Genomic DNA, 12,741 nt, shown 5'->3' on the forward strand with positions numbered 1-12,741 from the left:
TGACTAGAAAGACATGCCTTGTCGCACAACACATTTGAACAGGCATATCGGTCGTGGTCGTAGGATAGGGCTTGCCCAATCTCATGGCTACACCGTTAATCGAGGTTTAACGGTTATGAGTCGCATAGATACATTGCCGGGCACAGGCCTGGTCCTTTCCCTGCGGCAAGCGCTCTATCGCGCTGGTCGTGACTACCACGGCGGGATCACTCGCCTGGCCTTCGATATGGGCATCGATATTGATGCCCTGCAGAAGAAGCTCAAACATGATGAAGAGCGCCGCTGGCTCTCGCCGGACGAACTGGAGGAAGTTCTGCAGTGGACCGCGGATACCCGCGTGCTCGATGCACTCTGCCGGGCGGCAGGCGTTGTCTGGTATCGCCCAGAGCCGGTACCGGCCACCAATGAAGCCCTGAAAGCCGTTGGCAAGCTCTTGGATGAAGCGGGGGCGTTCGTTGGCAGCATGCACGACGGTGCGGCAGACAACGTGTGGGAGCTGCACGAAGTTCTCGACCTTGAGAAGCGAGGCATGGACGTCATTCGGCAGGTGCTGGCCATCATGGCTGGTGCCCGCCAGGCGATGGAGGACCGTGCAAATGGCTGACATCGCCGATCTGGCCAATGACCAGGCCGACTACTTCCTGCAGATGTCGTTGCAGCGCCAGTTGCGTGCAAGTGCAAAGCCCAGCGCGCAATTCTGCGAAGACTGCGACGAACCTATCCCGGCGTTGCGTCAGCAGTTGGTCGCAGGTTGCGAAACCTGTGTCAGCTGCCAAGAGCTGCGGGAGCGGCATGCATGATTGACCTCCAAGGACAGCCAACTGCTGCATGGGCGCGGCACTACATTGAAGCCTACGGGCTTGCACTGGTACCGATTGAACCAGGTGAGAAGGGCCCGAAGGGCAGTGGGTGGAACAAGCCTGGTGGTTACTACACTGACGCCAATGCTGCCGAAGCACTTTGGCAGAAGCGGCCTGCGCACAACCTCGGCGTGGTCCTGGGGCCGAGCCGAGTTTGTTCGCTTGATGTCGATGATGTAGAACTGAGTCGGCTTGTGTTGCAACAGCAGCTGGGCATGGATCTGGATGCCCTGGCAGATGCCTATCCGACCACAATCGGTAACCCGGCGCGCTTTCGCGTTATGTTCCGTGTGCCAGATGGTGTCGAACTGAGCCGACACTCGCTGGTATGGCCCAACAAGACCGACCCGGATGGGTCGATTTTCAAGGGGATCATGTCCCAGGTGAAGGCGGCGGTAGATGCAGGCGATACTGCTCGGGAAGCTGCTTTTCGCCTGGCCGCTGAGCCCTTCAAGAAGATCACTGTCTTCGAGTTGCGGGGCGGCCTAGTCCAGGACGTCCTGCCACCCTCTATCCACCCTGGAACAAAGCAACCTTATACCTGGCGTAACCCGCCATCGCCGGATGGGTTGCCGGACCTTCCGCCTGAGTTGCTGAGTATTTGGCTGGGGTGGGATGAGTTCAAGCCCGGTGCTGAAGCGGCTTGTCCTTGGTTGCCCAAGCCTCTGGCGCCGCCAGTGGTCACTACACCCAAGTCGCGTTCTACACCGGAGCATTCCGGTAAGTCGCTGCCCGAAGTCATTCCTGAGTTCAACCGTTGCCATGACCTGGCAACGCTGATCGAGGCGCATGGCTACAAGCGAATCGGCAACAAATGGTTGTGCCCGCAGAGCGGCAGCGGCCTTCCTGGTGTCACCATCAGCGATGACAAACTGTATTCGCACCATAGCTCTGACCCGCTGAACAACGGGCACAAGAATGATGCGTTCGATGTGTTTTGCATCCTGCAGCATGGTGGCAACACCCGTGAGGCGACGAAGGCGGCAGCGCGTATGCTGGGCATCGACGCGAAGTCGCGACCACCATCCCCGCCACCTCTTGGTGAACTTCCCCGCCCCTACTCGAAATGAGGCCGACGATCAGCCGTTCACACTTGATGACCTCGCCCAGTTAATTGCTGACGATCTTCCCCGCGCCCCATTGGAAGGGGCAAGCCCCAGCCCGGCCGACTCCTGCAGCACCGGGGGCGCGGGGGACGACGCCCTCGACATTGAAATTGCCATGCGGCGATTCGCGCTGGTCGAGGGCACCACTCAGGTGTGGGACATGGATAAGGGGCGGCAGATGAAGCGCTCTGGTTTCGAGGCCCTGGTCGGTAAGCCGCTGGCGAAAGAATGGATGGAGCGGACTAACAAAAAGTTGGTTGCTGCTGAGCAAGTCCAGGAGTTAGAGCAGGCCCGGCGCATGTCCAGCAAAAGGGCGGCGCATTGAAACTCGAGCCCATCGAACGGTACGTCTACATCGACGGGACCAAGGACGTATGGGACCGAGAGAAGAAGCGCCGGATTGCCGAGGGTGCCGTCAAAATGGCCCTTGGTGATGCCTATTCGCTGTGGCTGAACAGCCCCAGTCGGCGGGTGGTGGATGTCGACCACATCGTGTTCGATCCCACCATGACCAAAGATCCCGCTACCCACATCAACACGTTTGAAGGGCTGCCGCTGGAGCCGGTGAGGGATGACGCTGCGTGCGAAAACCTGCGCTGGCTGATCTCGTTCTTGTGCAATCACGATGCCGAAGCATTGGACTGGCTGTTGAAGTGGGTCGCGTTCCCGTTGCAGCACATGGGGGCCAAGATGGACACGGCTGTCCTGTTCCACTCGACAATGGAAGGCTCAGGCAAAAGCCTGTTGTTCTCCGACGTACTGGGGGAGCTTTACGGCCAATACGCGGCCACGGTCGGGCAGTCCCAGTTGGAGGGAAGTTTCAACGCTTGGCAGAGCCGCAAGCTTTGGGCGGTGTTCGAGGAGGTTGTTAGCCGCGATCAGCGTTACAACCAGGTCGGCAAGATCAAGCACATGATCACCGGCAAGACGGTACGCATGGAGTCGAAGTTCATCAATGGTTGGGAGGAAGCCAACCACATGAATGCGGCGTTTCTCAGCAACGAGATCATGCCCTGGCCGATCAGCGAGGATGACCGCCGCATGTTGGTTATGTGGCCTCTGGAGACGCTTCCTGTCGAGCGCCAGAAGGCCATTGGTAATGAGTTAAAGAATGGTGGTGTGGCGGCGCTTTATGGCTGGCTTTTGAGCATCGAGCTGGGTGAGTTCAATCAGCGCACACGACCACCGAAGACCGAGGCGCGCCAACGCTTGGTGGCTCTCAGTAGGACCGCATGGCAGACGTTCCTGTACCTGTGGCGCATGGGCGAGCTCGGGCGTGGCCTGTGGGGCTGCTGTCTGTCGACGGACGTGTACGCCATGTTTCTTGAGTGGTGTTCGCGCAACCGGGAGCACTCGATGAGCCAGACGAAGTTCTCCTTGATGATCAGCGCAACGGTGGAGAAGACCCGAGCGATTCCGTGGACTGATGGCAACAACCGTCGTTTCGCCGCGTTCTTCTTTCCGCCCGATGGAGATCCTTCCCTGCCCCCATCCACAAAGTCGGCCGAGCTGGGCGCGTGCGTCGCCGAGTGGCGTGCCAGGGCAAAGCTTGCGGGTTGGAATGTCGATGGCTGGGACCATGTGAAGGGGCTGGCAACATGAGTGCGACCATAAGCGTGTTGAGTGTGTTGGGTTTGTGTCGGGTCGATGTGCAAGGGGCAACACACGTATGGGCCGCAGATTCAGCGGGTTTGCCGAGGGTCGTGGTGGGTGTGTTGGGTTTGTCGTCGCGCACGCGCAGGCGCGCAACTTTTGGCGACATTCATCAGGATCAAAATAATTCCCATACGAGGCTAAATAAACTCAACAAACCCAACACACTCAACTCGAATACCTTTAATGCTTTGAATTTATTAGGTTTTATCTGTGTTGGGTTTGTGTTGAGTTGCCTAATTGTGTGTCGGGTAGCGGGTTTCGGGGGGATGCGTTGATGATGGCGGACATCGAAAGCTTGGAACTGGCAGAGCGCTTGGCGATGGTTGAAGGTTTGATGCGGCATTGGGCCGAACAGCGCGCCCGGCTCGGCCTGGAGGCGGGGTTGGGTAGTCAGATGGGTAGCATCATGGAATGGAAGGGCGCAGCACCGAGAGGCGGAACATCAGGGCATCGGATCCTGCTGGGTGGTGCTGGCCTGGATCGCTCTGCTGCGGAAGTCGACGCGGCTGTTGCCGAGCTGGGGCGTCGAGATAAGCGGGGTGCGGTGTTGTCTACGTTGGCCGAGTTTCGTTACCTGCATGGCGCACCGATTCGGGAACAGATGCGCGAGGTTGGCCTGGCCGAAGATGCAGACCGAACCTATCGAAACTGGGTCAAGGCGCTGCACCTGCAAGTGCTGTCGCTGCTGATTGCACGCTCAGGGGTTAACAGGCGGCATACCGTTCGTCGGTTCACAATGCGCCGAGCGTGCGCCGACAGTGCGTCGAAGTAGCGTCGAGACGACGAACCGAAAACTGGCCCTTTTCGGTTTTTCCGAACGCAGGTAAAAAGTCGCCACGATATGAAAAGTGCGCTTAGGCGCTTCCCCACAAGCACTGTGCTGTGCAACCGCTCCGACCTGTCGTTGCATCGAGAACCCTGCCAATTGGCGGGGTTTTCTGTTTCTGGCGCCGTGCGTTGACCTATGAGGCACTGATGAACAGTGAGCAGCAAACTTTAGTTGGGCTTCCTATCTGGATGGTGATCGTACTTTCCCTAGTTGGGGGTGTCCGGCGAGATGTGGCGCGCAGACAAGGCCGGAATAACAGGCTGGTCACTGCTACGTCGCTTGGCGTTGCGCTCTGGGGCCTGTGTGACCTGCGGCTTGTCAGCCAACATGCTTCTGTATGCGCTGGGTGTTTCGGTCATCGCGTCAGCGGCGGTGGGTTGCCTCACGGCCATGGCCGGTGCCGATGTAGCAATCGGCTTGTACGAACGCTGGGCCGCCAAGCGCCTGGGCGTCTGCGAAGTGCCGCCGTCCAGTCACCCTGGTGCTGAATAAGATGGACCACCAGGATGACGGAGCGCTTTGAGTCGTGCTGATTTAGCTCGGTAACCCAAAGTAATGGGTGGCTACGAAGCGGGAGCCCACCGACAGTACTTCGCCCGCCAGGCTGCCCACGATGCTCTTGGTACCGCTTTTGGTGGCATCAACGAGTTGGTCGCCTAGGGATGGACCAACGGTAAGGCTAGCGGGAACAGCCTTGAGGGCTTCAAGGCCTTTTGCGGTTAGAACCACTCTTTCAAATCCTGAGTCATGCAGTTTCTCTTTAAAGCGCAGGTATCCCGCCTCTGCCAGCCACTCGACACAGGCGAAGAAAAACTCACCGTTCTGATTGGGAAAGTCTCCCTGCGCGCCCTCATCGTAAGAAAACCCGTCTTCCAGGAAGTCTTCGATCAGCAGATGTCTGGCTACCGGGAAGTTTTCATAGAGAGCACCAAACACCCGGCCGGTGATCTCATCAAATTTCTGAATGTTGGAGGTGGTCATGTCCTTGACTCCTGAACAAGAGAAAGCAAACCCCCAAAGCTGGGAGCAAGTATTGGGCTTCATCGACAGACAAGTGCGCCGAGATTTCGATTTTATGCGTGCGCGACATTACTGGGAGAAAACCCTGGAGGAAACCCCCAAGGAGGTCCTGGTACAGGCGTTGAGCATGGCGCTGGCCACGGGGCGTTACCAAGAGAAGCCTCGCTGCCGGTGTGGGCGGTGTTGCCGGACTTGCTGATGCCTCAGCGTTGCAGGCACGGGTGACCCCACCGGGCACGGGCGGGCGTGGTGAAATTTTGGGTCCTCCCCTGGCTCGCCCCCTACACGGGTACGGGGACTCGCGGAATCTCTGCAGCTGAGGTGTATGCAGGGATGTCCGTCTTTTCAAGGACTTAGCAATGGGCAGGACAGTCAGCAAGGCCGACCTCGGTGAGATCGTCGGTCGAGATGAGCGCACCCTCAGCCGCTGGCAGAAAGACGGAATGCCCGTCATCGAGTTCGGCGTGGGTCGCGGCAACGAAAACCAGTACGACACCCAAGCGGTGATCGAGTGGCTCATGCGCCAGGCTGCGTTGAACGGCAAGAAGGAAAGTACACGGGATCGGCTGGACAGGATACGCGGCGACCGCGAAGAGCTGGCGCTGGCAAAGGACCTGGGCGAAGTCGTGATCGAGGCAGAGATGGTTTCTCGCTTCGAGGACGTTATCACCGCCGCCAAGATCGAGTTGCTAAATACCCTGCCGGATGAGTTGGCCGCGACTTTGTCCGCGCAGTACGGCGTTGAAGTCGACGACCAACTGATTCGCGAGCCCATCGAACTAATACTCAGGAGGTTGTCCGCGTATGACGAGGGTGACGATGATCCCGAGTGGGATCCTGACGAGCCGGACGATGAGGAGGGCTCTGAAGAAGACGGCGAGTAAGGGCATCAGCCGGGCGTGCCGAAAATGGGCGCCGCCACCACGTATGAGCATCATCGAATGGGCCACCAAGTACCGTTACCTCTCAACTGAAGAGGCAGGGAAGCCTGGGAAATACCGCTTCGATGTCACGCCTCACCTGGTCTGGCCGGGTGGCCCGCTGGAAGCCTTGGACGATCCGAATGTGTTCGAGATCGTTGGTCGCAAGTCCGCCCAGGTGGCCTGGACCTCGGGGTGATGGGTAACGCCATCGGCAAGTGGATCGACCTTGATCCGTCCCCGATCCTGATTCTGTTTCCCAAGGCCGAAGCGGCCAAGCAGTACGTCGCTGAAAAGCTGGAGCCGATGATCGCGGCGACCAAGCGCTTGCGCAAAAGGTCGATCTTCGCAGCCGTAAGCTGCAGCAGCGCCAAGACTTCAAGCGGTTTCCTGGCGGCTTCCTCAAGATGGTCGGCTCGAACAGCCCGTCCAGTGTGAAGTCCACCCCGGTGCCTCGGGTCGCAGTGGAAGAGCCGGACGACTGCAACCTGAACCTGCGGGGGCAGGGGGACAGTATCAAGCTGGCTAAGGAACGACTGAAAACGTTCCGTCGGTCCAAGATCATCATCGGCGGTACGCCCACCATCAAGGGGCTCTCAGCGATTGACGCTGAGCTGGAGCTGTCGGACAAGCGCATTGGCCTGGTGCCATGCCATGGCTGCAGCCAGGCGCATGCCCTGAGCTTCGAGCATCTGCATTGCGACGAGGATCCCAGTTACTACCATGAGGTGTACGGTAAGCGTCGCCCGGAAACGGCGTACTACGCCTGCCCGCATTGCGGCGAGATCTGGGACGACCACCAGAAGAATGCCAACCTCCAGCACGGCCGTTGGGAGGCTACCGCCGAGTTCCGGGGAATTGCGGGTTACATCCTCAATGAGCTGTATGCCACGTTCCACGGCTCTCGCTTTGAAGTGCTGATGGAGAAGAAGCTCCAAGCCGAACACGCCGCGTCGAACGGCAACCACGGCCCGATGATCGCGTTCACCAATAGTCAGATGGGCGAGTGCTACGAGTACAAGAGCAATGCGCCCAAGACCGATGAGTTGGAGAAACGCGCCGAGCCTTACGCCGAATTGACCGCGCCGAAAGGCGTGCTGTTGGTCACTGTCGGCGTGGACGTTCAAGGCGACCGCCTGGCCCTGGTGATCGTGGGCTGGGGCAGGGGTGAAGAGTCTTGGCGGTTGTACTGGGGCGAGTTGGAGGGCAATCCGATTGACCCCCACGATCCAGTGTGGACTGAACTCGACAAGATCATTGCCACCCCCATCACCGCCGAGGGCGGCGCTCAGCTCGCCGTTTCGGCGGTCAGCATCGACAGCTCCGACGGCAACACCAGCGATGCGGTGTACACCTACGTGCGTGACCGACAGCGCTTCAACATCATGGCGATCAAGGGTGCATCGATCGATAGCCGGGACCGGGAGATTTTCACCAAACCGGCCCAGTCGGCGGACACCAGCCAGGACAACACCAAGGCGGCCAAGTACGGTCTGCGGGTGTACATCGTCGGCACCCACAAGGCCAAGACGCTGATCGATGGTCGCATGCGACTCTCGGGCAGCGGGCCGGGACGGATGCACTGGTACAGCGAGATCCGCGCTGACTATTACGAGCAGGTGACCAACGAGGTACTGGCACCGCACCCGCGACAGCCGAGCAAGATGGTCTGGCAAAAGAAAGCAGGGCGACGCAACGAAGCTTTGGACTGCGAGGTGTACGCCTTGCACGCGGCGCGCAGCCTCAAGACCCACCTGCTACGCGATCACGAATGGGACCAGCTGGAGCAGCAACAGCTTCAGCCTACCCTCTTCAATACTGAGCAGGCGGTAGCGCCGGTGCCACGCCGCGCAGTGACTCGCGGACGTGGTACTCGGAGTCGCGTCAGCTAATCGAGGTTCACCATGACAGAAGCACAACAACGCCTTGCGGAAGTTCGGGCGGCGATCTCGGCCGTCCTGAAGAACGGCCAGCGCCTGCGCCGGGCGGATCGTGAAGTCCAGATGGCCGAGCTCAACAGCCTGCGTCTGCTGGAGAAGCAGTACGCCGATCAGGTCGCCGCTGAGGCGGCAGCGCTCCAGCGCCGTGGCCGCAGCCGCGTTTCCTACGTGAGGGTTTAAGCATGGCCTTCTGGAAGCGTGAAAGCGCAGCGGATCAGCTAATGCGCGAAGCCCTGAAGCTGGCCAAGGCTACGGTTGGCGGTCAGCAGATCGTTGCCCAGGGGGCGGTGGTGGGGTCGAAACCCGTTGGCGTGGTGCCTCGCGAGTGTTGCGCAGCATGGCCAGCTGGATTCCTGGCCTTGGCAGTCCACGACGCGACTTCAACCAGAGTGAACGGCGGATGCTGGTAGCCCGCTCCCGCGATGCCATGCGCAACCACCTTATCGCACGTGCGGCGATCACGCGGTTGCGTACCAACGTGGTTGGTACCGGCTTGGTCTGCCGTGCCCAGGTTGACCATGCGGCACTCGGCATCAGCGAAGAGGCGGCGGACGACCTGAACGGCGAACTTGACCGCCTGTGGTCGTTGTACGCCGACGACCCACGGGAATGCGATGCAGAGGCCACGCTCAACCATTACCAACTCCAGGCGCTGGTCCTGGTGTCGTCAATGGTGGCGGGCGATGTGTTCGTGGCCAGCCCGGACAAAGAGCGTCCCGGGTGCATCTTCAGCACCCGTCTGCAGTTGATCGAGTCCGACCGGGTCAGCAATCCGAATACCGGTTTGGATCGGGTCGACCTGGTCGATGGCGTCGAGTTCGACGAGCTGGGTTCGCCCGTGGCGTACCACGTGTGCACTGGGTATGTCGGCGAGCACGTGGCTGGAAAAAACCTGGCGTGGGAGCGGTTGAGCGTGTTCGGCGCTGAGACAGGCCGCCGCCGCGTGCTGCATGTCTTGGCGGACAAGGAACGGCCCGGCCAGAAGCGGGGCATGCCCTACCTGGCACCGGTACTCGAACCCCTGCAGAAGCTTGAACGCTACGCCAGTGCCGAGCTTATGGCGGCGGTGATCTCGGCCATGTTCACGGTATTCATCAAGAAGAGCAGTGACTTCCAGACAGGCAACCTGCCGATGACTGCCCTGGCTGAAGAGACTCCGGGCGGGGATGACACCACCGACGGCGAGTTGGCCTTGGGCGAGGGGGCCGTGGTTGACCTCGGTGTCGGCGAGGAACCGGTGGTGGCCAACCCCGGTCGGCCAAATGCTCAGTTCGATCCGTTCTTCACCGCCGTGGTGAAAGAGATTGGCGCCGCCCTGGAGCTGCCGCTGGAGGAACTGCTGCTGCACTACAGCAGCAGCTACAGCGCTGCCCGAGCCGCGATGCTTCAGGCCTGGCGTTTTTACAGCCTGCGCCGCTGGTGGCTGGCTTGCGACTTCTGCCAGCCCAGCCGCGAGCTGGTCATCGACGAAGCGGTGGCCAGGGGCTTGATCGACCTGCCGGGTTACGGCGACCCGGCCAAGCGCAAAGCGTACTGCCAGGCCATCTGGATTGGCCCGGCGCGTGGTGCCATTGACGAACTCAAGGAAGCGAACGCCGCCGGTAAGCGCATTGAAATCGGCGTTAGCAACGAAACGCTGGAAACCGCAGCAATGACCGGCGAGCCCTGGCAGCAAGTGTTCCGTCAGCGCGTGCGCGAAGTCGATCAGCGTCGCAAACACAACCTGCAGGCCCTGCCAAAGAGCGGGCTGGAAAATCCGCCTGACCCTAAACCCGAAGAGGAATAAGCATGCCGCGAGCACTTGAGCTGGCTGCCTCGCAGCCCTGGCTGATGCTGCCCGACGCCCTGGACAACCTGCTGGCCATCTCTGATCGCATGGGCGATCCGATGGCGCTGGCGACCAAGCGCGGCGAGCGGCTTGAAGAAACCCGCAGTGTAAGCCTGCGCAACGGCGTGGCGGTGGTTCCGGTCATTGGACCGATCTTCCGTTACGCCAACCTATTCACCGAGATCAGCGGTGCGACCAGCACCCAAGTCCTGGCCACTGACATCCAGCGAGCCTTGGACGACCCCAAGGTCAAGGCCATCGTGCTCAACATCGACAGCCCTGGTGGCGTGGCGTCGGGCATTAACGAACTGGCAGAGATGATCTTTGCCGGCCGCTCCCGCAAGCGCATCGTCGCGTACATCGGCGGCACGGGAGCGAGCGCGGGCTATTGGATCGCCTCGGCAGCCAGCGAGATTGTCATCGATGAGGCCAGTCTGGCGGGAAGCATTGGGGTCGTTGTGGAAGCGGTCGTCGAGAACGAGTCCACAAGCGGCCGCAAGCGCTACCAGATCGTCAGCCGCAATGCTCCGAACAAGCGCCTGGATCTCTCCACCGAGGAAGGGCGCAGCAAGCTGGGCGAGACCATCGACGCCCTGGGCGATGTCTTCGTGAGCAAGGTTGCCCGCAACCTTGGCGTCGATGCCGAGCAAGTCCCCGAGATGGGCGATCACGGCGGACTGCGTGTTGGCGCTGACGCCGTCAAGCACGGCCTGGCCCATCGCGTGGGCTCGCTGGAATCCCTGATCACCGAACTGGCCAAACCGGCCATCACCTCTCAAGGATACACACCATGACCACCGTCAAGACCACGGCAGAACTGCGTGCGGCACTGGCTGCCGGTACCGATGCCAACACCATCGAGATTGCCCAGGCCGACCAGCCTGACACTACCTCGATTCGCACCGAGGCTACCACCGCTGAGCGCGAACGCATCAAGGGTATCAACGCTCTGGCTAGCAAGGGTTTTGAGAAAGAAATCGAAGCGGCTATCGATAACGGCAGCTCAGTCGAAGCGACCGCGCTGGTGATGTTCAAGGCCGCACAGGATCGCGGTATTTCGCTGGCGAGCATCAAGAGCGATGCCCAGGGCGTCACCGGTACCACCCCACTGGCGGCGAGCAGGGCGAGCGCAAAGTCGCTGTCAACGCAATCGTTGCAGGCGCCTCGCGCCGTTAACTGGAGACATCCATGAGCAACCCCGAACGCACTACCTACCAGCCACGACAGCTGTCGGCCGGCGACTTTCCCATTGCTATGGACACCGGTGTCATTGCCGCTGGTCAGGATCTGACGCGTGGCGCAGTCCTGGGACAGGTCACGGCCACTCAGGAGTACCTGTTGTGTAAGGCCGCAGCCGAGGACGGATCGCAGGTACCGAAAGCCATCCTCGACCAGGACGTCGACACCGCGAGCGGCGCGAAGAGCGCGCCAATTCGTCTGACCGGCCAAGTGCTGGGCAGTCAACTCACCCTCGGCGAGGGCCTGACCCTTGCCGCTGCGAAGGCCGCACTGCGTCCTCTCTGCCTTTTCATTCGCTGACCGGAGCAACCATGACCGATATTTTCGACACCCTGACCATGCTGGAAGCGGTTGAACAGATGCAAACCCCGCGTCGCTTCCTGATGAGTACCTTTTTCAATGGTGCCAACCCAGTGACCTTCGGTACCGAAGCGGTGACCATCGACATCGTGAAAGGCCAGCGGACAATGGCGCCCTTCGTTCACCCTTCGCTGCCGGGGAGCATCTCGCTGCGTACCGGCTTCAGCAGCGAAACCTACACCCCGCCTTACATCCAGCCGAAGCGTAAAACCCGTGCCGAGCAGATCCTCAAGCGCGCCGCAGGTGACAATCCCTATTCTGCCCGCACCCCGCTAGAGCGAGCGGGCGAGCAACTGGGTCGTGACCTGATCGAACTGGATGACGAGATCACCCGCCGGGAAGAGTGGATGTGCGCCCAAGCGCTGAGCACCGGCCGGGTTCGCGTCGTTGGTGAGGGCGTGGATGACACCATCGACTTTCTGATGGAAGACACCCACAAGGTCACCTTGGCCAGTGGCCGTTGGAACACCTCGGATTCTGACCCCATTGCCAACCTGCGGCAGTGGAAGCGCCAGATCGCCAAAGACTCCGGGCGCACCGGCAACGTCGCGGTGCTTAGCGGTGAGGCCCAGGACGCGTTTCAGAGCAACGACGCCGTGTTGAAACAGCTCAACACCCGGCGCGTCGATATGGGCCTGATCAAGCCTGAGTTGCTGCCAGACGGCGTGACTTACCTGGGCTACCTCAACGATCCGGGCATCGACCTGTATGTGTATGACGAGTGGTACCTGGACGACGAGGGTGATGAACAGCAGATGGTGCCTGAGGGTGGTTTGATCCTCGGCGCTACTTCGACGCGTAACGCGATGTTGTACGGCGCTATTCAGGACGTCGATGCCATCGAAAGCGGCCTGGTGGAAGCGGTGCGCTTCCCGAAAAGTTGGGTCACCCCAGACCCAAGCGCTCGCTGGTTGAAACTGCAGAGTGCCGCCTTGGCCGGCATGCTGGAACCTAATGCTTTCTTGTACGCAAAGGTGGTGTGA

The 12,741-nt window shown here is 60.5% G+C and carries 12 protein-coding genes and 4 pseudogenes; 15 read left to right on the plus strand and 1 reads right to left on the minus strand.

Features of this window, described 5'->3' with window-relative positions; all coding sequences use genetic code 11:
* The first annotated feature begins 115 nt into the window (after window positions 1–115).
* From NPS58_RS02445 to NPS58_RS02465, 5 genes and pseudogenes are all read left to right on the plus strand, one after another.
* Window positions 116–604 (plus strand): phage regulatory CII family protein, encoded by a 489-nt coding sequence (locus tag NPS58_RS02445; protein WP_274113194.1) that lies wholly within the window; start codon window positions 116–118, stop codon window positions 602–604.
* The gene (locus tag NPS58_RS02450) at window positions 597–800 is read left to right on the plus strand and encodes a TraR/DksA C4-type zinc finger protein (RefSeq protein WP_274113196.1); all 204 of its coding nucleotides are present in this window, start codon (window positions 597–599) and stop codon (window positions 798–800) included. Before NPS58_RS02445 ends, NPS58_RS02450 begins: the two co-directional genes overlap by 8 nt.
* Window positions 797–3,568: pseudogene (locus NPS58_RS02455) on the plus strand (bifunctional DNA primase/polymerase). The gene NPS58_RS02450 and the pseudogene NPS58_RS02455 overlap by 4 nt, the downstream one beginning before the upstream one ends.
* Window positions 3,569–3,896: 328 nt before the next feature.
* On the plus strand, window positions 3,897–4,394 hold the full coding sequence (locus tag NPS58_RS02460; RefSeq protein ID WP_274113198.1) for a hypothetical protein: 498 nt from the start codon (window positions 3,897–3,899) through the stop codon (window positions 4,392–4,394).
* A gap of 203 nt (window positions 4,395–4,597) precedes the next feature.
* Window positions 4,598–4,943, plus strand: a pseudogene (locus NPS58_RS02465) (phage holin family protein).
* 42 nt (window positions 4,944–4,985) lie between these two features.
* Here NPS58_RS02465 and NPS58_RS02470 read toward each other — a convergent pair.
* Window positions 4,986–5,432 carry a hypothetical protein gene (locus tag NPS58_RS02470; RefSeq protein WP_274113200.1) on the minus strand — a complete coding sequence of 149 codons (447 nt, stop codon included), beginning with the start codon at window positions 5,430–5,432 and terminating at the stop codon, window positions 4,986–4,988.
* A 398-nt stretch (window positions 5,433–5,830) separates the two neighbouring features.
* Here NPS58_RS02470 and NPS58_RS02475 point away from each other — a divergent pair, with 398 nt between their 5' ends.
* The 10 genes and pseudogenes from NPS58_RS02475 (at window position 5,831) to NPS58_RS02515 (ending at window position 12,741) form a co-directional block, all read left to right on the plus strand.
* Window positions 5,831–6,355, plus strand: coding sequence for a terminase small subunit (locus NPS58_RS02475; protein WP_274113202.1), 525 nt, complete (start codon window positions 5,831–5,833; stop codon window positions 6,353–6,355).
* A gap of 43 nt (window positions 6,356–6,398) precedes the next feature.
* The gene (locus tag NPS58_RS02480) at window positions 6,399–6,590 is read left to right on the plus strand and encodes a hypothetical protein (RefSeq protein ID WP_274113204.1); all 192 of its coding nucleotides are present in this window, start codon (window positions 6,399–6,401) and stop codon (window positions 6,588–6,590) included.
* Window positions 6,590–7,164 (plus strand): annotated as a pseudogene (locus NPS58_RS29460) (phage terminase large subunit family protein); the annotation flags it as partial. The gene NPS58_RS02480 and the pseudogene NPS58_RS29460, both read left to right, overlap by 1 nt.
* A 141-nt stretch (window positions 7,165–7,305) precedes the next feature.
* On the plus strand, window positions 7,306–8,283 hold the full coding sequence (locus tag NPS58_RS29465) for a terminase gpA endonuclease subunit (RefSeq protein WP_337994259.1): 978 nt from the start codon (window positions 7,306–7,308) through the stop codon (window positions 8,281–8,283).
* 12 nt (window positions 8,284–8,295) lie between these two features.
* Window positions 8,296–8,511, plus strand: a complete 216-nt coding sequence (locus tag NPS58_RS02490; protein ID WP_274113206.1) for a hypothetical protein — start codon at window positions 8,296–8,298, stop codon at window positions 8,509–8,511.
* 2 nt (window positions 8,512–8,513) lie between these two features.
* Window positions 8,514–10,117, plus strand: a pseudogene (locus NPS58_RS02495) (phage portal protein).
* A 2-nt stretch (window positions 10,118–10,119) separates the two neighbouring features.
* Window positions 10,120–10,953, plus strand: a complete 834-nt coding sequence (locus NPS58_RS02500) for a S49 family peptidase (protein WP_274113210.1) — start codon at window positions 10,120–10,122, stop codon at window positions 10,951–10,953.
* Entirely contained in the window at window positions 10,950–11,351 is a 402-nt protein-coding gene (locus tag NPS58_RS02505) for a hypothetical protein (RefSeq protein WP_274113212.1), read from the plus strand. The genes NPS58_RS02500 and NPS58_RS02505 overlap by 4 nt, the downstream gene beginning before the upstream one ends.
* Window positions 11,348–11,698, plus strand: coding sequence for a head decoration protein (locus NPS58_RS02510; RefSeq protein ID WP_274113214.1), 351 nt, complete (start codon window positions 11,348–11,350; stop codon window positions 11,696–11,698). The genes NPS58_RS02505 and NPS58_RS02510 overlap by 4 nt, the downstream gene beginning before the upstream one ends.
* Window positions 11,699–11,709: 11 nt before the next feature.
* Window positions 11,710–12,741 (plus strand): major capsid protein, encoded by a 1,032-nt coding sequence (locus NPS58_RS02515; protein WP_274113215.1) that lies wholly within the window; start codon window positions 11,710–11,712, stop codon window positions 12,739–12,741.

Source organism: Pseudomonas putida (genome assembly GCF_028682455.1).
GTDB lineage: Bacteria > Pseudomonadota > Gammaproteobacteria > Pseudomonadales > Pseudomonadaceae > Aquipseudomonas > Aquipseudomonas putida_AA.

Bases quoted from the DNA above. Each gene is read 5' to 3' on its own strand.
- NPS58_RS02475 (WP_274113202.1), top strand. From the start codon at position 5,831: ATGGGCAGGACAGTCAGCAAGGCCGACCTCGGTGAGATCGTCGGTCGA.
- NPS58_RS02505 (WP_274113212.1), top strand. From the start codon at position 10,950: ATGACCACCGTCAAGACCACGGCAGAACTGCGTGCGGCACTGGCTGCC.
- NPS58_RS02470 (WP_274113200.1), bottom strand. From the start codon at position 5,432: ATGACCACCTCCAACATTCAGAAATTTGATGAGATCACCGGCCGGGTG.
- NPS58_RS02510 (WP_274113214.1), top strand. From the start codon at position 11,348: ATGAGCAACCCCGAACGCACTACCTACCAGCCACGACAGCTGTCGGCC.
- NPS58_RS02445 (WP_274113194.1), top strand. From the start codon at position 116: ATGAGTCGCATAGATACATTGCCGGGCACAGGCCTGGTCCTTTCCCTG.
- NPS58_RS02515 (WP_274113215.1), top strand. From the start codon at position 11,710: ATGACCGATATTTTCGACACCCTGACCATGCTGGAAGCGGTTGAACAG.
- NPS58_RS02460 (WP_274113198.1), top strand. From the start codon at position 3,897: ATGATGGCGGACATCGAAAGCTTGGAACTGGCAGAGCGCTTGGCGATG.
- NPS58_RS02450 (WP_274113196.1), top strand. From the start codon at position 597: ATGGCTGACATCGCCGATCTGGCCAATGACCAGGCCGACTACTTCCTG.
- NPS58_RS02490 (WP_274113206.1), top strand. From the start codon at position 8,296: ATGACAGAAGCACAACAACGCCTTGCGGAAGTTCGGGCGGCGATCTCG.
- NPS58_RS02500 (WP_274113210.1), top strand. From the start codon at position 10,120: ATGCCGCGAGCACTTGAGCTGGCTGCCTCGCAGCCCTGGCTGATGCTG.
- NPS58_RS02480 (WP_274113204.1), top strand. From the start codon at position 6,399: ATGAGCATCATCGAATGGGCCACCAAGTACCGTTACCTCTCAACTGAA.